Genomic DNA, 14748 nt, shown 5'->3' on the forward strand with positions numbered 1-14748 from the left:
TCGGGCACACGTTCTCGAACGGGCGGGTGGAGACGCTCGCGCTTGACGGTGTCAGCTGCGCGTTCGAGCCTGGTTCGTTCACCGCCATCATGGGCCCGTCTGGCTCCGGGAAGTCCACCCTCCTCTACTGCCTCGCCGGTCTCATCCGCGCGTCAGCGGGTTCCGTCACCTTCGACGCCACGGAACTGACCACCGCGAAGCAACGTCAGCTCGATCTTCTCCGACGTGACGAATTCGGTTTCATTTTTCAGAGCTTCAACCTCATCGATGCTCTGACAGCGTTGCAGAACGTCACACTGCCCTCCCTCTTTGGGGGAGCGGCGATACCGCGTGAGCAGGCCGTGAACGCCCTGGCCAACGTTGGGCTCTCTGAGAAGGTCAAGTCGTACCCGGCAGAGCTTTCCGGCGGGCAGCAGCAACGCGTGGCCATCGCACGCGCCCTCGCTCAGACCAGGCGCGTGATCTTCGCCGATGAACCGACTGGAGCGCTGGACCGCAAGAGCGGTTTCCTGGTGATGGACCAGCTTCGTCGGTTCCGGGACGTCGGCACTTCTGTTGTCATGGTCACTCATGATCCCCAGATCGCTGCATACGCCGACCGGGTCCTGTTCCTTGTCGACGGGCGACTCGTGGACACGATGGACGCCCCGACTGCGGAGGCCGTCAGCTCTCGCATGACGGGGCTGGAGAGCGCCGCGCGATGACTGTGGCTCAGCAGCTGCCCGTCTCTCTGGGGTTCGTGCGTCGCCATCGAGCGGCGTATGTCGGGGTCGCCATCCTTCTCAGTATCGCCACCATCGCCGCGACTGCGGAGATGGTCTTGTTCACCGGCCTTGCAAGCGGGCAGGCGGTCCGGATCGATTCGATGTCGGAGTTCGATGCCCGCGTCGTTCGGGCTGCTGTCAGCGCATCGCAGGGCATCCTGCAGGTCATGTGCTTCACCACGGTGGTGATCGCACTCGTGCTGGTCTACTTGGGCTTCCGGAACATGCTCGCCTTGCGGCGCAGAGAACTCGGCCAGCTTCGTCTCGCAGGAGCGAGTGTGTTGCGCGTTCGCGTGATGGTTACCGGTGAGGCGTTCGTCTTCGCCACGTTGGTCGTGATCCCGAGTGTCCTCATCGGTGGGCTGCTCGCCCACCCCTTCTATCTCCTGCTCCAGGCCGTGGGCGTGTTCGGGAAGACTCTGCGGGTGGATTTCGGTTTCCCGGTCCTCACTCTGGCCCTGGTCGCGGGAGGGATGATCCTCTGCTCTATGGTCGCCGCGTGGTTGAGCCTTCGCTCCAAGCAGACCAACGATGTTCTCGCCGCTCTCGAGGCGTCTGCGACGGGCACACAGGGCAAGAAGATGAGCGCGATTCGTATCGTCATCGCAGCCGCGTCCGTCGTCGGGCTCGCCGCATTCCTCATTTTCATGCCGGACACCGGGAGCGAGAACCCTGTCGCCTCAATCATCGTCCCGCTGCTGATCATCTTCCCCCTCGGCGCACTTGCACCAGTCCTCGTTCCGGTGGTCGCGCGAGCGTTGGGCTGGCTCCTCAGGCCCCTGATCGGCGGCTCGGGTGTCCTCGTCGCGCAGCGCGCCTCCCGCGACTCGCAACGGTTCGCATCCAACGTCCTCCCGCTGCTCATCCTGATGGGCGTCATGGGCGGGTTCGCCATCGGTGCAGGGCCTGATCAGGCGACCATGCAGGATGACTATCACTCCAAGCTGGATGCTGACCTCATCGTCGAGCCGTCATCCGTCAAGGATGCCGACACCGTCACCGGCGACATCGGGAATATGCAGGGCGTGAACGCGGTGGTACGTTCCGCAGCAACTACCCGGCTCATCGAACAGGGGCGCGCGGACGGCACCTTCCTCACCGTTTTCAACTTCGTAGACCTCGACGCTTACCAGGACGTCTTCGAGACGGACGTGACAACAGGCGACTTCGACAGCGCCGGTGGCGCGGCCGTCGTCTCCACACGGGAGAGCGACAAGGTCGGAGACACCGTCACGGTCGAGGCACCGAGCGGAACCACGGCCACCCTCACCGTCGCCGCCGTCATCACCTCCCGGATCTACACCGGACTCCTCGTCGACTGGGAGATGCTGCAGACCCTGGACCCGGAGGTGTGGGACATCCGTGTGTTCCTGAGTGCGGACTCCGCCGCCGTCTCCGACATCACCGCGCGCGTCGACGACCTCGCCCCGACGATGACGAAGGACGAGTTCATCCAGACGCGTGTCGAACTTCGCCAGAGCAACGCTGCCACCGGAAACATCGCCTTGTTCGGCACCATCTATGGTCTCGCCATCGTCGCCATGATCCAAGGCCTCACCGCGTCCGTCATGAATCGCCGGGGCGAGTTCCGACTCCTGAGCCTGCTCGGGATATCCCGCGCTCGGACGATAGGCACACTGCTCTCAGAAGCCCTCGTTCTCATCGTGTCCAGCGGTGTGCTGCTTGCCGGCGCGTTCGCCTTCATTGCATGGCGATATCTCGCGCAAGACCCGACGAAGATGACCACCGCTGTCGGCGCCATTCCATGGGGCGACATCGCTCTCACGTTTGTGGGTATGGGTCTCCTTTTCACCGCCACAGTCTTCATCGCCGCAGTGGTCGCGACCAGGAACACCCAGCGATGATCCGAAGCAACACCCTCCGAGACTTCATCCGACGCCATCGTTGGCGACTCGGAGGACTGGTGGCGCTGTCCCTCGTGGGGGCGGGGCTGGGGCTTGCCCAACCGTTGCTGCTGCAACAGATGTTCGATGCCGTGACTTCCGGGTCAGCGCCGCTTCCTGCGGTGCTGATCCTGACTACGGTGGTTGTCGCTCAGGCGCTACTCGCCGGGGTGGAGTCGTATGCTCTTGCTCGCACCGCACACGACCTCATCCTCGAACTGCGGACACGCGTGTCGGCACGCATCGTGTCGTTGCCAATGAGTCGCGTGCAACGGGTGCCACAGGGTGAGTTCCTCTCTCGAATGATCTCCGACACCGCCGCCTCATCATCCGTTCTGACGACGGGTGTATTCAAACTCCTCGCTGCGGTCGTCACCTTCGCGGTCGCGGCCGTCCTCATGGCCACCATCGACCCGATTCTGTTCGCTCTGTCGTTGGTGATCACCGTTGTTGCTACGGTGCTGTCCACCGTCATGGGGCGACTGGTGCGCTCAGCGTCCGGGAGAACTCAGGCGGCGACTGCGACGCTCGCAGGCAGCTTCGAACGCACGCTGACTGCGCTGCCGCTGATCCGAGCCTACGGAGTGGGCGGACAGCAGCTTGCCCTCATCGCCGCCGACGCTAGTGACGTCAGGGCGAACGCAATCAAGGTGGCGCGGTTGGGTGCATACATGCAACCAGTCATGACCCTCGCCACCCAAGCACTCCTCATCGTCACACTTGCTCTCGGTGGCGTCCGAGTCGCTGAGGGCAGCCTGTCACTCGGAGGGCTCATCGCGTTCATGATGTACCTCATGATGATGGTCGGACCGGTCTCTCAGGTCGGTTCGACGTTCGTGAGCATTCAGACGGGACTTGCGGCGATAGACCGCGTCGATGAAATTGTCTCCGCGCCGCAAGAGAGCGATCTCCTGTCGGATGGCACTCACGCCGACTTGGGGTGCGCGGGTGAGGTGCTCGTCGAACTCGAGAGCGTCACTTTCGAGTATCCGCAAGCGTCGGCCGGGTCGGCGACTCGCATCGGGCCGCTCGATGTCACGATCCGTGACGGTGAGCACGTCGCTCTCGTGGGCCCGTCCGGGTCTGGGAAGTCCACCGTGTTCGCTCTTCTCGAGAGGTTCTACGAACCCAGCAGTGGCACCATACGGATGCGTGGAGTGCCGGCTCACGACGGTCCGCTCGGCGATTACCGAGCTCGTATGGCGTGGGTGCCGCAGAACTCGCCGCCGGTGGGAGGAACCCTTCGAGACAATCTCGACATCGAGCACCGCGGCCTTCCGGACAGTGCGCTCTTGCAGACGTTGGCGGACGTGGGCCTGTTCGCCAGCATAGGCGGGGACGTCCTCGACCGACCTGTCGCAGTGTCAGGTAGCAACCTCTCAGGGGGTGAGCGGCAGCGGCTGGGTGTTGCCCGAGCGTTGCTCTCTGACCGAGAGATGCTGCTCCTTGACGAACCGACATCGAGCCTTGACGCCATCTCCGCCGAGGGACTGTCGTCGCTGCTGCGGGAGCGTGCGCAGGCGAAGACCATCGTTTTGGCCTCCCACCGTCTGGCGGAGGTACGCGACTTCGACAAGATCATCGTGATGGAGCACGGACGCATCGTGGACGTCGGTGCGCACGACGATCTCCTCGACAGATGCGAGCTCTATCGGACGCTGTGCGCGCAGCAACACGTTCCTGCGTGAAGGCAACCCTCATGGCAGCATGAACACACGACCCAGGGTATGAGCGTCATGACCGAGAAGCCGCGTTGCTCCCATGGGCCTAGGATCGCGTACCCGTCAGCAGCGGAATAACGGTCGGCGGCCGCTCCCCGTCCGTGGGCGTGTACTCGCTCCCGTGCGGGGTGCGTGCCGCGGCGATATCGAACAAACCTCGAGGCGCGCGAGCCTGGTCGATGAGGGATTCCCGGGTAATTCCTGCGGAGCAAGTAGCTCGATGGGTGCCGGCAGTAGTGAAGTTGCTCTGTCGCAGTGGCGAGCCCGGGCTCTTGGCGGCGCGTGCAGGCAAGTTCAGATCCGCGGAATCTCAAGGGCTTCCGGGGCATCGCGGAAAAATCGGGGGGCTTAGCGTGGAAAACACCAAAAACCCCCCTTCTGCGAGCCCCGCTCCCGACCGGGATCGCGGCTTTCATGAACCCTCCCACCAGTGAATGTGACACGAAGGCCCCCGAGGAACCGGGGGCGTTCGTCGTTTCCGGGGTCGTTCAGCGAGCCGGTTCCCGTCGTTCACGGACGCGCTGCACCTCGAGGACGACGACCGCGACACCGACCGCCGTGGCCGTCCCGAGCACGGTCACGATCGGGAGTGCCGCCGAGGCGAGGACGACCGCCGCCGCCCCGAGGAATAGCGCGGAGGCACCGGTGGAGATCCGCCCGCGGAGAAGGACGAACCACACCGCGACCATGAACACGGCGACCGGCACTGTGAGTGAGAACGAGGCGTCGGCAGCTGGGAGATGCTCGCCGGCCTCGGTCAGCAGGTCGAGTTCCACCTCGATCCCCGCGGAGACGGCACCGGCGGCGGCGAAGACGACGTAGTGGGCATACCCGAAGGCGAACCCCTGGCGGGACGAGGCCAGGCGACCCCCTTGCTCCCGGCTGAAGTAGATCCACCACATCCCGGCGGCGAGGACGATGCCTGCCACGGCCAAGCCGACGAGCCCGTCGATCCGCTCGTCGCTGTTCGCCGCGTCGATGATGGCGTTCGCCGAACCGAGAAGGCTCTCGCCGAGCAGGATCAGCGTGAACAGGCCGTACCGCTCGGCGACGTGATGCGGGTGCCAGGGCGTGCGGTGGACCCGTTCCGCCCAGACGGGCACGAGCACCTCGAGCAGCATCGCGGGCCAGAAGGTCCAGAACTGCCCCTCCACCGGAAGGGCCAGTCGCGCGACCCAGAGGACCTGCACGAGGCTGATCCCGATCGCGAACCGGAGGGCCACCGCGCGTTGCTCCGGATCGGACAACGCGAGTCGGAGCCACTGCGCCACCATCGCCAGTCGCATGATGACGTAGCCGATGGTGATGATCGCCCACTCGCCGTCGACCATAGCGTCGTGCACGCCGGCGGCGAGCACGAGGACCCCGCCCATCTGCACGATGGTGGTCATGCGGTAGAGCCAGTCATCGGTGTCGAACGCGGACGCGAACCAGGTGAAGTTCATCCACGCCCACCAGATGGCGAAGAAGATCATCGCGTAGGAGACGGTCGTCTCCGCCGCGTGACCCTCGACGATCCCGTGGTGGAGGTTCTGCGAGGCCTGGGAGACGGCGACGACGAACACGAGGTCGAAGAGCAGCTCCAACGGGCTCGCCACCCGGTGCCCCTCGCCGGGGTCGCGGCCGGTCATACGGAGGAGACCCAGTCGGTTCAGCACGATCCCATCCTGCCGTGCCTGTCGTTGCCAAGGAAGCTTGACACGTCGCCGGATGACAAGCATGCTTGACGTATGTCAGGTTTCCTTGTCATTTCGGACTCGATCTTCCAGATGCGCCGACGATGACGAACGACAGGTCGGCCCGCTGCGGCGGCACCGCGTTCCGGCGGCTGGCGTCGATGAGCGCTCGCGACGTGCTCAGGAACCCGCTCACCGGGATCTCGATGTGGTTCATGACCGGCATCATCCTCGTGATCTACGTCTCCATGTGGCTCGCGTTCGTCGTCCTGGGCCCTGCTCCGGTCGCAGCGCTGGACACGGACGAACCGGGAGTCTCGTCGGCGCTCGAGCGGGCCGGTGTGCAGGTGGTCGCCCCCGACGACCCCGATCGGAACACGCGGGTGACCGTGCACGAGGGGCGCGCCCTGGTGGTGCTCGACGCTGCGGACCAGGCTGCATGGGACCCGATCTGGCGAGGGCTGCGCGACGCAGGCGTCCCGGCCCACGGGGTGACGGTGATGGACGACGAGGGTGACGTGAAGATCGACCCGCTCCAGGAGAACCTCGGCATCGTGGTCCTGGTCGGGGTCGCGAGCCTGGCGTTCATCGGCACGACCGTCCCACTCGTGGCGATGCGGGAGCGCGGGCTGCTCCGGCTGCTCGGCGTGACGCCGCTCCGCCGGTCGACCTTCCTCCTCGCGCAGCTCCCCTTGCGCGCGCTGGTGGCGGCGGGGATCCTGGTGCTGACGACCGGGATCGCGGTCTGGCGCAGGTACGTCGACGGTGTGGACCTCCCGGCCCTGGGGGTCTCGTTCCTCCTCGGAGCGGCGATGCTGTTCGCTCTGGCGCTCGTGTTCGCCGCGCGATCGCGGAACGCCGAGGCGACACAACAGACGATGGTGATGGTGACGATCGGGCTCGTGTTCGCGTCGGGTGGGCTCCTGCCGCAGTCCATCCTTCCTGCCGCCGTGCCGGTCGCCATGAACTGCCTGCCGACCACCTGGTTCGTCGCCGCCGCGAGTGCCTCACTGACCGGGGCCGAACCGTTCCTCCCCGTCCCCGCGCTCTGGGGGCTCATGTCGCTCGTCACCGTCGCAGCAGGCGTGCTCGCCGTGCGGTGGTTCGAGTGGGATCAGTCCGAGCGCGATGGGCGGGCGACCACGATGTCCGACACGCAACGAGAGGTGGCTGCATGAACGAGCACACGACACGGGGATCGACACCGCAGGAGCGTCGTGCGTCCCGTAGATACATGTGGGAGATCGCGGCCGGTGCCGTCGGGTTCCTCGTGACGTTCCTCTTCCTGCCGGAGCTGTTCCCCACCGAGCCGGGATCGCCCGCAGCCGTCGCGGTCGCACTCGTCCCACTCGTGCCGGTGGTGTGGATCGTGATCGCACTCGTCCGACACGTGCGCCGCGTCGACGAACTGCAGCGCGGAGTGATCGTGCTGAGTCTCGCCATCGGGTTCGGTGCGGCGATGCTGATCAGCCTCGCGGTCGTGTTCCTGTCGACCGCCGGTGTCGTCGTCGCCCAGCCGGAATGGTGGGTGTTCATCGGCGGGATGGCGGTGTGGGGCGTGACCATCGGTGTCGTCTCCTTCCGGGCCACCCGATGAAGAACGACGTCCGCGCCCTGCGCACCGAACGCGGGTGGACCCAGGTCCAGTTCGCTGAAGCACTCGGCGTCTCCAGGCAGACGGTGAACGCGCTCGAGACCGGGCGCTACGACCCGTCCCTGCCGTTGGCGTTCCGGGTCTCCGCACTGCTCTCCCGCCCGATCGAGGAGATCTTCTTCCCGGGTGAACACGATGCCCCGCCGTCGGGAGGACGACGATGAACGAATCGGACCGAGTGGTCGTCACCGTCGACCGGCTCAGCAAGCGCTACGGCGACCGGAGCGTCCTGCGCGACGTCTCCCTCCGAGTCCACGCGGGGGAGGTGTTCGGGCTGCTGGGACCGAACGGCGCCGGGAAGACCACCACGCTCGAGACCATCGTCGGACTCCGCCGTCCCACCGACGGAACCGTCCGGGTGCTTGGACGAGACCCGTCGATCGACCGCCGATACGTGACCGAGCGGATGGCGGTGCAGCCGCAGGCCGCCACCCTGTTCCCGACGCTCACGGTCACGGAGGCGCTCGACCTCTTCGCGTCGTTCTACCGGGATGTGCGGCGTCCCGAGGAGGTCTTGGACGAGCTCGATCTGGGGGAGGCACGGCGCGTGCGCGTGAAGCACCTCTCAGGCGGCCAGGAGCGTCGCCTGCTGATCGCCATCGCGTTGATCGGCAATCCGGAGATCGTCGTCCTCGACGAGCCGTCGGCCGGACTCGACCCGCAGGCCCGACGGAACCTCTGGGGCATCATCCGGCGCCAGCAGGAACGCGGGACCACGATCCTGCTCTCGACGCATCACATGGACGAGGCCACCCAGGTCTGCGACCGGATCGCCGTCCTCGTGGACGGCTCGATCGCCGCCTCGGGGGAGCCGGAGACCCTGGTCCGGGAACACGCCGCGACGGCCACGGTGACCTTCGAGGTCCCCGGCCGGACCACCGCGGACGAGTTGCGTTCGCACGACATCCCCGGCGAGATCACCGTGACGGCGAAGGGCGCCGTCAGCCTGGTCGGGATCGTGACCGACGACCCTGACGCCGTGCTGCGCCGACTCACCTTCTCCACCGGTCTCAGACCGCGGGGGTTCCGAGTGGCGCACGGGTCACTCGAGGATCTCTTCATCGATCTCGCGAATCGGCCGACGTCCGCAGCCGACGGCGACCGGGCCCACAGCCCATGAGCACGACGCCTACGTTCCCAGCTCAGGTCCGGAGCTTCGCCGCGGCCCACGCGCGCGACCTCGTCCGGGACCCGCGCTCGATCATCGCACTCGTGGCGAGTTTCCTGGCTTTGATCGGGCTGCTCTGGGGTGTGGACGCCCTCGTGGCGACGGCGTCCGGCACCCCGGCCGGCGTGCTGGAGCGAGGCCTCCCGCTCGTTTCGAGCACGGGCTTGATGGCGATCGCGTTCATGCTCACCACGGTCCCGCTGGTCCGGCATCGCAGCACCGGCCTGCTGCGGGCGCTGTCGACCTCGCCGGCCCGACGCGACGCGTACCTGCTCGGACACCTGCCGATCCGTGTGGGGATGGTCGTCGGCGAGGCCGCGGTGATCCTCGCCCTGGCCGCTTGGACGGTGCCGACCCGTCCGCTCTCCGATCTCGTCGCGGTCGCCGTCACGATGCTGCTCGGCGGCGCGATGCTGCTCGGCTTCGGCTATCTCCTCGCCGCCCGGCTGTCGAACCCGGACATCGCCATGCAACTCGCGTACCTGCTGCCGATGCTCGCTCTGGCCACGTCCGGGGCCCTCTTCCCGCTCGCGTTCCTTCCGGAGTGGGTCGCCGGTCTCTTCCGGCTCCTGCCCACGACCTGGATCGTCGGCGCGCTCGAGGCGACCATCTCCCAGGGCCCTCAGCCCGTGCCGCTCGCGGTGGTCTGGAGCCTGATGGCGGCGTGCGCGCTCGTGTCGGGTCTCGCGGCCGCCCGGCTCCACCGATGGGACGCCGGCTGATCGGCGAGGCTGCCGTCCGTCGCTTCAGGCCCGGCGCGGGGGTGCCGTCGAATCGCGCACGATGAGCTGCGAGTCGAGACTCGCGACCGAACGGGGCGACCCTCCGGCCATGGCCTGGAGCAGCACCTCGACCGCCAACGACCCGCACCGGTTGATCGCGAGCCGCACGGTGGTGAGACCGGGCTGGCGGATGGACGCCATCTCGATGTCGTCGGTGCCGATGATGCTGAGGTCGTCGGGGCAGCGCTTGCCCATCGACGTGATCCCGGCGTCGATGCCGAGGGCGACCAGGTCGTTGTAGGCGATGACCGCCGTCGCACCGCTCGCCACGATCGTGGCCGCTGCGGCGAGGCCGCCCTGGATCGAGGCCGCCTGGTGGCCCAGGCGGGTGAACTCGATGTCGAGCTGCTCGCATGCAGCCGCGACCGCGTCGCCACGGCGGAGGTCCGCCCAGGAGTGCTTCGGACCGGCCGCATAGGCGATGTGTCGGTGACCCAGTGCGGCGAGGTGTTCGACCGCCTGCCGTGGCCCGCTCTCGGTGTCCATCACGACGTAGGGGAGGCCGTCGATGATGCGGTTGACCACCACGACCGGGGTGTCGCCCACGAGCGCGCGGATCTCGTCGTCGGGGAGGCGTGGCGAGCAGAGGAGCATCCCGTTGAGCTTCCGCGCCAGTTCGAGCTGCTCGTGCTCGCGATGCAGGTCCTCATCGGTGTCGAACAACACCGGGCGGTGGCGTCCCTGCCAGGCCTGGGCGTGGACGCCCTTCAGGAGGGTCGCGTAGACCGGGCTGGCGATGTCGGGGACGATGACGCCGAACGTCTTCTCCGCCGTCGAACCGTTCGGGTTCGAGTACCCGAGGTCCGCCGCCGCCGTGAGGACCCGCTCGAGCGTCGCGTTCGCAAGGCGATCCGGCTCGCCGAACGCCCGCGACGCGGTGGCGATGGAGACGCCCGCGTGACGGGCGACATCGGTGAGGGTGGCGGTCACGGTTGATCCTCCGCGGGGTCGGGTGTACTCATGATGCGGCATCATGCTGCCATGAAACTACTTGACAAACTTTGTACAAACCATTCAGAATCGCTTTCATGATGATCGACGTGGATCTCCTCCAGCCGACGACGCGGTGCCCCGAGGCTCGGCGATGACGGCCCTGCCGCCGCGACTGGGCGCCGGCTCGGGCCCGCGTCCGGAGCACCCGGCACCGTCCGCCGCCGGCATCCTGCACCTCGGTCTCGGCAACTTCCACCGAGCGCACCAGGCCGTCTACACGTCGGCTGCGCTCAGCGCGGACGGCGATGAATGGGGCATCGTCGGTGTCGCATCCCGGTCCCGAGCGGTCGTCGACGCCATGCGGGCGCAGGATCTCCGCTACACGGTCGCCGAGATCTCACCCGCCGGGGCCTCGTTCTCCGTGCCTGCGGTGCACACCGACGTGTTCGTCGCGGCGGAGGATCCGGAGCGTGTGGTCGGTACCCTCGCGGACGACCGCATCCGGGTCGTCACGCTGACCGTGACGGAGCACGGCTACAGCGCCTCGCCGTCGACCGGCCTCCTCGATCTGAACGACCCGCTGATCGCAGCCGACCTCCGGGGAGGTGCCCCACAGACGACCATCGGCCAACTCGCCCGCGGCCTCCAGCGGCGGGCCTCCGGCAGCGGCGCCCCGATCACGATCCTGAGCTGCGACAACCTGAGCGAGAACGGCGCACGCACGGAGGCGCTCGTCCGGGCCTTCCTCTCCGAACTGCGCGGCACCGAGGGCGCGGAAGCGCTCGCCTACCTCGACAGCGCGGTCGCCTTCCCGTCCAGCATGGTCGACCGCATCGTCCCGGCGACGACCCCGCGACTGCGCGAGCTCGTGGCAGCCCGGCTCGGCGTCCGGGACGACGCGCCGGTCTCCGCCGAACCGTTCACGATGTGGGCGATCGAGGACCGCTTCGCCGCTGCGCGTCCCGCCTGGGAGGCCGGAGGCGCCGTGTTCACCGACGAGGTGGGGGCGTACGAGCAGATGAAGGTGCGGCTCCTCAACGGGACGCACTCGCTCATCGCCTACCTCGGTGCGCTCCGCGGGGTGGCCACGATCTCGGAGTCGATCGCCGACACCGCCGTCGAATCCGCCGCACTGGCGATCCTCCGCGACGAGTATGAACCGTCGGTGCGGTTCCCGTCCGGCGTCGACGTCCGCACGTATGAGGGGCAGCTCTTCGAACGCTGGGCGAACCATGCCCTCGGGCACCGCACGGCGCAGGTGGGCACCGACGGGTCGGTGAAGCTGCGACAGCGCATCCCGGAGCCCGCCCTCCGTCTGCTCGAGGCCGGATCCGTTCCACACCTCATCGCCCTCACGGTCGCGGCCTACCTGTCCTGCATCGCCCCGATGCCGGGGTTCGATCCCGGTCCGCACGCGCGCGCCATGGTCGATCCGGCCCGCGAGGAGCTCGCCCGGCTGGCGGGCACGTCGACGGACGGTCGGCACCTCGCGCATCGGGTGATCGCGGAGCTGCACCTCTTCGGGCAGGACCTCGCCGAGCAGCCGACCTTCATCTCGCGGGTCGGTGAACTGATCGACACCATCCGTCGACACGGCGTCGACGCGGCCATCCGCGACAGCATCGCCGCCTCGCAGGCACCCATGACCAGGACAGGAGCCAACCGATGAAGACGCTCGCGATCCACGGCGCGGAGGACATCCGCTGGGAGGACGCCCCCGCCCCGGAACCACGCGACGGCGAGGTCCGCCTCCGGGTGCGGTACGTCGGTATCTGCGGCTCCGACCTGCACTACTACTTCAACGGGGCGAACGGCGAGTACGTCATCCGCGAACCGCTCACCCCCGGCCACGAGCTCTCGGCCGTCGTCGACGTGGACCCCTCCGGGCGGCTCGCCCCCGGCACCCGGGTCACCGTGCACCCGGCGCGATACGGCCCGAGCCTGCAGGGGCTCGAGGACCGCCCACACCTGCGACCCGGCGGCGACTACCTCGGGAGCGCCGCGGCGGACCCGCACCGACAGGGTGGGGCCTCGGAGTACCTGATCGTCGAACACTCGATGGTGCGCGTCCTGCCCGACGGGCTCCCGCTCGAGCGGGCGGCGCTCGCCGAACCCCTCGCGGTCGCCATGCACGCGGTCGGGCTGGCCGGCGACGTGCGCGGTGCGCGGGTCCTCGTCATCGGTGCAGGGCCCATCGGTCTGCTCGTGATCGCCGCGGCCGGCCGGGCCGGTGCAGCGACGATCGCGGCGAGCGACATGCGCGAACAGGCACTGGAACGCGCCGCGACCGTCGGGGCCGGTGAGCTCCTCATCGTGGGTCGCGACGCTGTCGCCGACGAGTCCTACGACGTCGTCTTCGAATGCTCCGGCTCACCGGTCGCCCTGACCCAGGCGGTTCGTGCCGCGAAACGAGGCGGGTCGATCGTCCAGGTCGGCATGCTCCCCGACGCCGACAGCCCGATCAACCTCGCCCCCATGCTCGCCAAGGAGCTCACCATCCGCGGTGCGTTCCGCTTCTCCACCGAGATCGACGACGCGATCGCGTTCCTCGCCGAGGGCGATCTCCTCGACGCCGTCGTGACCCAGGTCATCCCAGCCGAGGAGGCCGTCGACGCCTTCGCCGTCGCTCGAGACTCGTCCCGCTCGGCGAAGGTGCTCCTCGCCTTCTGAGCCACCCACCGCACACTCCCACCCCCACTTCCGCTGCATCCCGTAGGTCCGAAGGAGTACCTCATGTCAGAACCCACGTCCGTCGCCACCGGCGACCCCACCGCGAACCGATCCGTCCGCGACCTCGTCCGGGCCGCCATCTCCGGGTGGCTCGGCACCGCGCTCGAGTTCATGGACTACCAGCTCTACTCGCTGGCCGCCGCGCTCGTGTTCGCCGACCTCTTCTTCTCCAACGAGGACCCGGCCATGGCCGTCGTCGCCGCGATGGCGACGTACGGGGTCGGCTACGTCGCCCGTCCGGTCGGCGCGTTCTTCTTCGCCCGGCTCGGCGACAAGACCGGCCGGACCAAGGTCCTCTTCTACACGATCCTGCTCATGGGGTTGTCGACGACGCTCATCGGATTCCTGCCGACCTACTCGCAGGTGGGCCTCCTCGCGCCGATCCTGCTGGTCCTCCTGCGGATCGCGCAGGGCTTCGGAGCCGGTGCTGAGATCTCGGGCGCTGGCGTCATGCTCGCCGAGTACGCCCCGGCCAAGCGACGCGGCATCATCGCGTCGCTCGTGGCGCTCGGGACCAACTGCGGCACCCTGCTCGCCTCCGCGCTGTGGGCCGGTCTGCTCCTGGCGTTCAGCGAAGACGAGGTCATCGCCTGGGCCTGGCGCATCCCCTTCATCGGCAGCGTCGTGATCATGCTCTTCGCGGTCTGGGTCCGCTTCAACCTCAAGGAGAGCCCGGTCTTCGAGGAGCGCGACGACGTCGTCGACGGCAAGGCGCTCACCAAGCAGGAGACCATCGCCCTCGCGACCGAGACCGGCAACCTCCGCACCCTCGAGGCCATGAACCGCAAGCCGATCAAGGCGTTCAGCATCGCGCTCCTGTTGCGGTTCGGTCAGGCCGGCAACTCGGGACTCGTCCAGACCTACCTCATCAGCTACATCACCGTCGTCCTGCTGCTGGACCGGTCGATCGGTGTGAACGCCGTCATCGTCTCCTCGCTCGTCGCCTTCATCACCGTGCCGCTCTCCGGTTGGCTCGGTGACCGGTACGGACGGAAGCGCATGTACATGGTGTGGGCGATCATCGCGCTCATCATCATCGTCCCGACCATGCTCATGATCCACAGCAAGGACACCGTCCAGGTGTTCGTCGGCTACGTCGTCCTGCACAACCTGGCCGTGATGAGCTTCGCGTCGCTCGAGAACCTGACCCTGCCGGAGCTGTTCGGCGCGCGGAACCGCTACACCTACACCGCGATGGCCCGGGAGATCGCCGCGATCGTCGCGACCGGCGCTGGCCCCGTCATCGCCGCCGCCTGGGTGTCCGCCGCCACCGGCTCCTTCATCCCGATCATCATCATGCTCGGCGTCTTCACCCTCTGCGCCCTGGTCGCGTCCATCTGGATGCCCGAGGTCGCCGGTCGGGACCTCACCGACCCGCGCGACGCCATCTGACCGGCACCCGACCTCCTCGAAAGG

The 14748-nt window shown here is 67.8% G+C and carries 13 protein-coding genes; 11 read left to right on the top strand and 2 right to left on the bottom strand.

Going from position 1 to position 14748, the window contains the following annotated elements; genetic code table 11:
* The first annotated feature begins 26 nt into the window (after positions 1 to 26).
* From IFR14_RS01130 to IFR14_RS01140, 3 genes are read left to right on the top strand one after another with little or no spacing between them, the layout of a single operon-like run.
* A complete protein-coding gene (locus IFR14_RS01130; protein WP_213014378.1) occupies positions 27 to 704 on the top strand; it encodes an ABC transporter ATP-binding protein in 678 nt (225 codons plus the stop codon).
* Positions 701 to 2629 carry an ABC transporter permease gene (locus IFR14_RS01135; RefSeq protein WP_191939959.1) on the top strand — a complete coding sequence of 643 codons (1929 nt, stop codon included), beginning with the start codon at positions 701 to 703 and terminating at the stop codon, positions 2627 to 2629. The genes IFR14_RS01130 and IFR14_RS01135 overlap by 4 nt, the downstream gene beginning before the upstream one ends.
* Positions 2630 to 2688: 59 nt before the next feature.
* Positions 2689 to 4356: an ABC transporter transmembrane domain-containing protein gene (locus IFR14_RS01140; RefSeq protein WP_191939960.1), complete on the top strand. Its 1668-nt coding sequence runs from the start codon at positions 2689 to 2691 to the stop codon at positions 4354 to 4356.
* A 521-nt stretch (positions 4357 to 4877) separates the two neighbouring features.
* Here IFR14_RS01140 and IFR14_RS01145 read toward each other — a convergent pair.
* Positions 4878 to 6047, bottom strand: coding sequence for a low temperature requirement protein A (locus IFR14_RS01145; RefSeq protein ID WP_342365616.1), 1170 nt, complete (start codon positions 6045 to 6047; stop codon positions 4878 to 4880).
* Between the two features lie 122 nt (positions 6048 to 6169).
* On the opposite strand from IFR14_RS01145, the gene IFR14_RS01150 reads away from it, so the two are divergent.
* Genes IFR14_RS01150 through IFR14_RS01170 form a run of 5 tightly spaced genes read left to right on the top strand, consistent with a single transcriptional unit; the run spans position 6170 to position 9609 of the window.
* The gene (locus IFR14_RS01150) at positions 6170 to 7243 is read left to right on the top strand and encodes an ABC transporter permease (protein ID WP_137242921.1); all 1074 of its coding nucleotides are present in this window, start codon (positions 6170 to 6172) and stop codon (positions 7241 to 7243) included.
* Positions 7240 to 7662, top strand: a complete 423-nt coding sequence (locus tag IFR14_RS01155; protein WP_137242920.1) for a hypothetical protein — start codon at positions 7240 to 7242, stop codon at positions 7660 to 7662. Before IFR14_RS01150 ends, IFR14_RS01155 begins: the two co-directional genes overlap by 4 nt.
* The gene (locus tag IFR14_RS01160; RefSeq protein ID WP_079704339.1) at positions 7659 to 7883 is read left to right on the top strand and encodes a helix-turn-helix transcriptional regulator; all 225 of its coding nucleotides are present in this window, start codon (positions 7659 to 7661) and stop codon (positions 7881 to 7883) included. Before IFR14_RS01155 ends, IFR14_RS01160 begins: the two co-directional genes overlap by 4 nt.
* On the top strand, positions 7880 to 8839 hold the full coding sequence (locus IFR14_RS01165) for an ABC transporter ATP-binding protein (protein WP_191939961.1): 960 nt from the start codon (positions 7880 to 7882) through the stop codon (positions 8837 to 8839). Before IFR14_RS01160 ends, IFR14_RS01165 begins: the two co-directional genes overlap by 4 nt.
* Entirely contained in the window at positions 8836 to 9609 is a 774-nt protein-coding gene (locus IFR14_RS01170) for an ABC transporter permease (protein ID WP_191939962.1), read from the top strand. The genes IFR14_RS01165 and IFR14_RS01170 overlap by 4 nt, the downstream gene beginning before the upstream one ends.
* A gap of 24 nt (positions 9610 to 9633) precedes the next feature.
* Here the strand turns inward: IFR14_RS01170 and IFR14_RS01175 are convergent, their stop codons facing one another.
* Positions 9634 to 10599, bottom strand: coding sequence for a substrate-binding domain-containing protein (locus IFR14_RS01175; protein WP_191939963.1), 966 nt, complete (start codon positions 10597 to 10599; stop codon positions 9634 to 9636).
* A 154-nt stretch (positions 10600 to 10753) separates the two neighbouring features.
* Here IFR14_RS01175 and IFR14_RS01180 point away from each other — a divergent pair, with 154 nt between their 5' ends.
* From IFR14_RS01180 to IFR14_RS01190, 3 genes are all read left to right on the top strand, one after another.
* Positions 10754 to 12271: a mannitol dehydrogenase family protein gene (locus IFR14_RS01180; RefSeq protein ID WP_191939964.1), complete on the top strand. Its 1518-nt coding sequence runs from the start codon at positions 10754 to 10756 to the stop codon at positions 12269 to 12271.
* Entirely contained in the window at positions 12268 to 13272 is a 1005-nt protein-coding gene (locus IFR14_RS01185) for an L-idonate 5-dehydrogenase (RefSeq protein WP_137242917.1), read from the top strand. Before IFR14_RS01180 ends, IFR14_RS01185 begins: the two co-directional genes overlap by 4 nt.
* Before the next feature lie 63 nt (positions 13273 to 13335).
* Positions 13336 to 14724 carry an MFS transporter gene (locus IFR14_RS01190; protein WP_137242916.1) on the top strand — a complete coding sequence of 463 codons (1389 nt, stop codon included), beginning with the start codon at positions 13336 to 13338 and terminating at the stop codon, positions 14722 to 14724.
* Positions 14725 to 14748: the final 24 nt, after the last annotated feature.

The sequence above is a fragment of the Plantibacter sp. CFBP 8775 genome (genome assembly GCF_014839505.1).
GTDB lineage: Bacteria > Actinomycetota > Actinomycetes > Actinomycetales > Microbacteriaceae > Plantibacter > Plantibacter auratus.

Bases quoted from the DNA above. Each gene is read 5' to 3' on its own strand.
- IFR14_RS01135 (WP_191939959.1), top strand. From the start codon at position 701: ATGACTGTGGCTCAGCAGCTGCCCGTCTCTCTGGGGTTCGTGCGTCGC.
- IFR14_RS01150 (WP_137242921.1), top strand. From the start codon at position 6,170: ATGACGAACGACAGGTCGGCCCGCTGCGGCGGCACCGCGTTCCGGCGG.
- IFR14_RS01155 (WP_137242920.1), top strand. From the start codon at position 7,240: ATGAACGAGCACACGACACGGGGATCGACACCGCAGGAGCGTCGTGCG.
- IFR14_RS01160 (WP_079704339.1), top strand. From the start codon at position 7,659: ATGAAGAACGACGTCCGCGCCCTGCGCACCGAACGCGGGTGGACCCAG.
- IFR14_RS01165 (WP_191939961.1), top strand. From the start codon at position 7,880: ATGAACGAATCGGACCGAGTGGTCGTCACCGTCGACCGGCTCAGCAAG.
- IFR14_RS01170 (WP_191939962.1), top strand. From the start codon at position 8,836: ATGAGCACGACGCCTACGTTCCCAGCTCAGGTCCGGAGCTTCGCCGCG.
- IFR14_RS01180 (WP_191939964.1), top strand. From the start codon at position 10,754: ATGACGGCCCTGCCGCCGCGACTGGGCGCCGGCTCGGGCCCGCGTCCG.
- IFR14_RS01185 (WP_137242917.1), top strand. From the start codon at position 12,268: ATGAAGACGCTCGCGATCCACGGCGCGGAGGACATCCGCTGGGAGGAC.
- IFR14_RS01190 (WP_137242916.1), top strand. From the start codon at position 13,336: ATGTCAGAACCCACGTCCGTCGCCACCGGCGACCCCACCGCGAACCGA.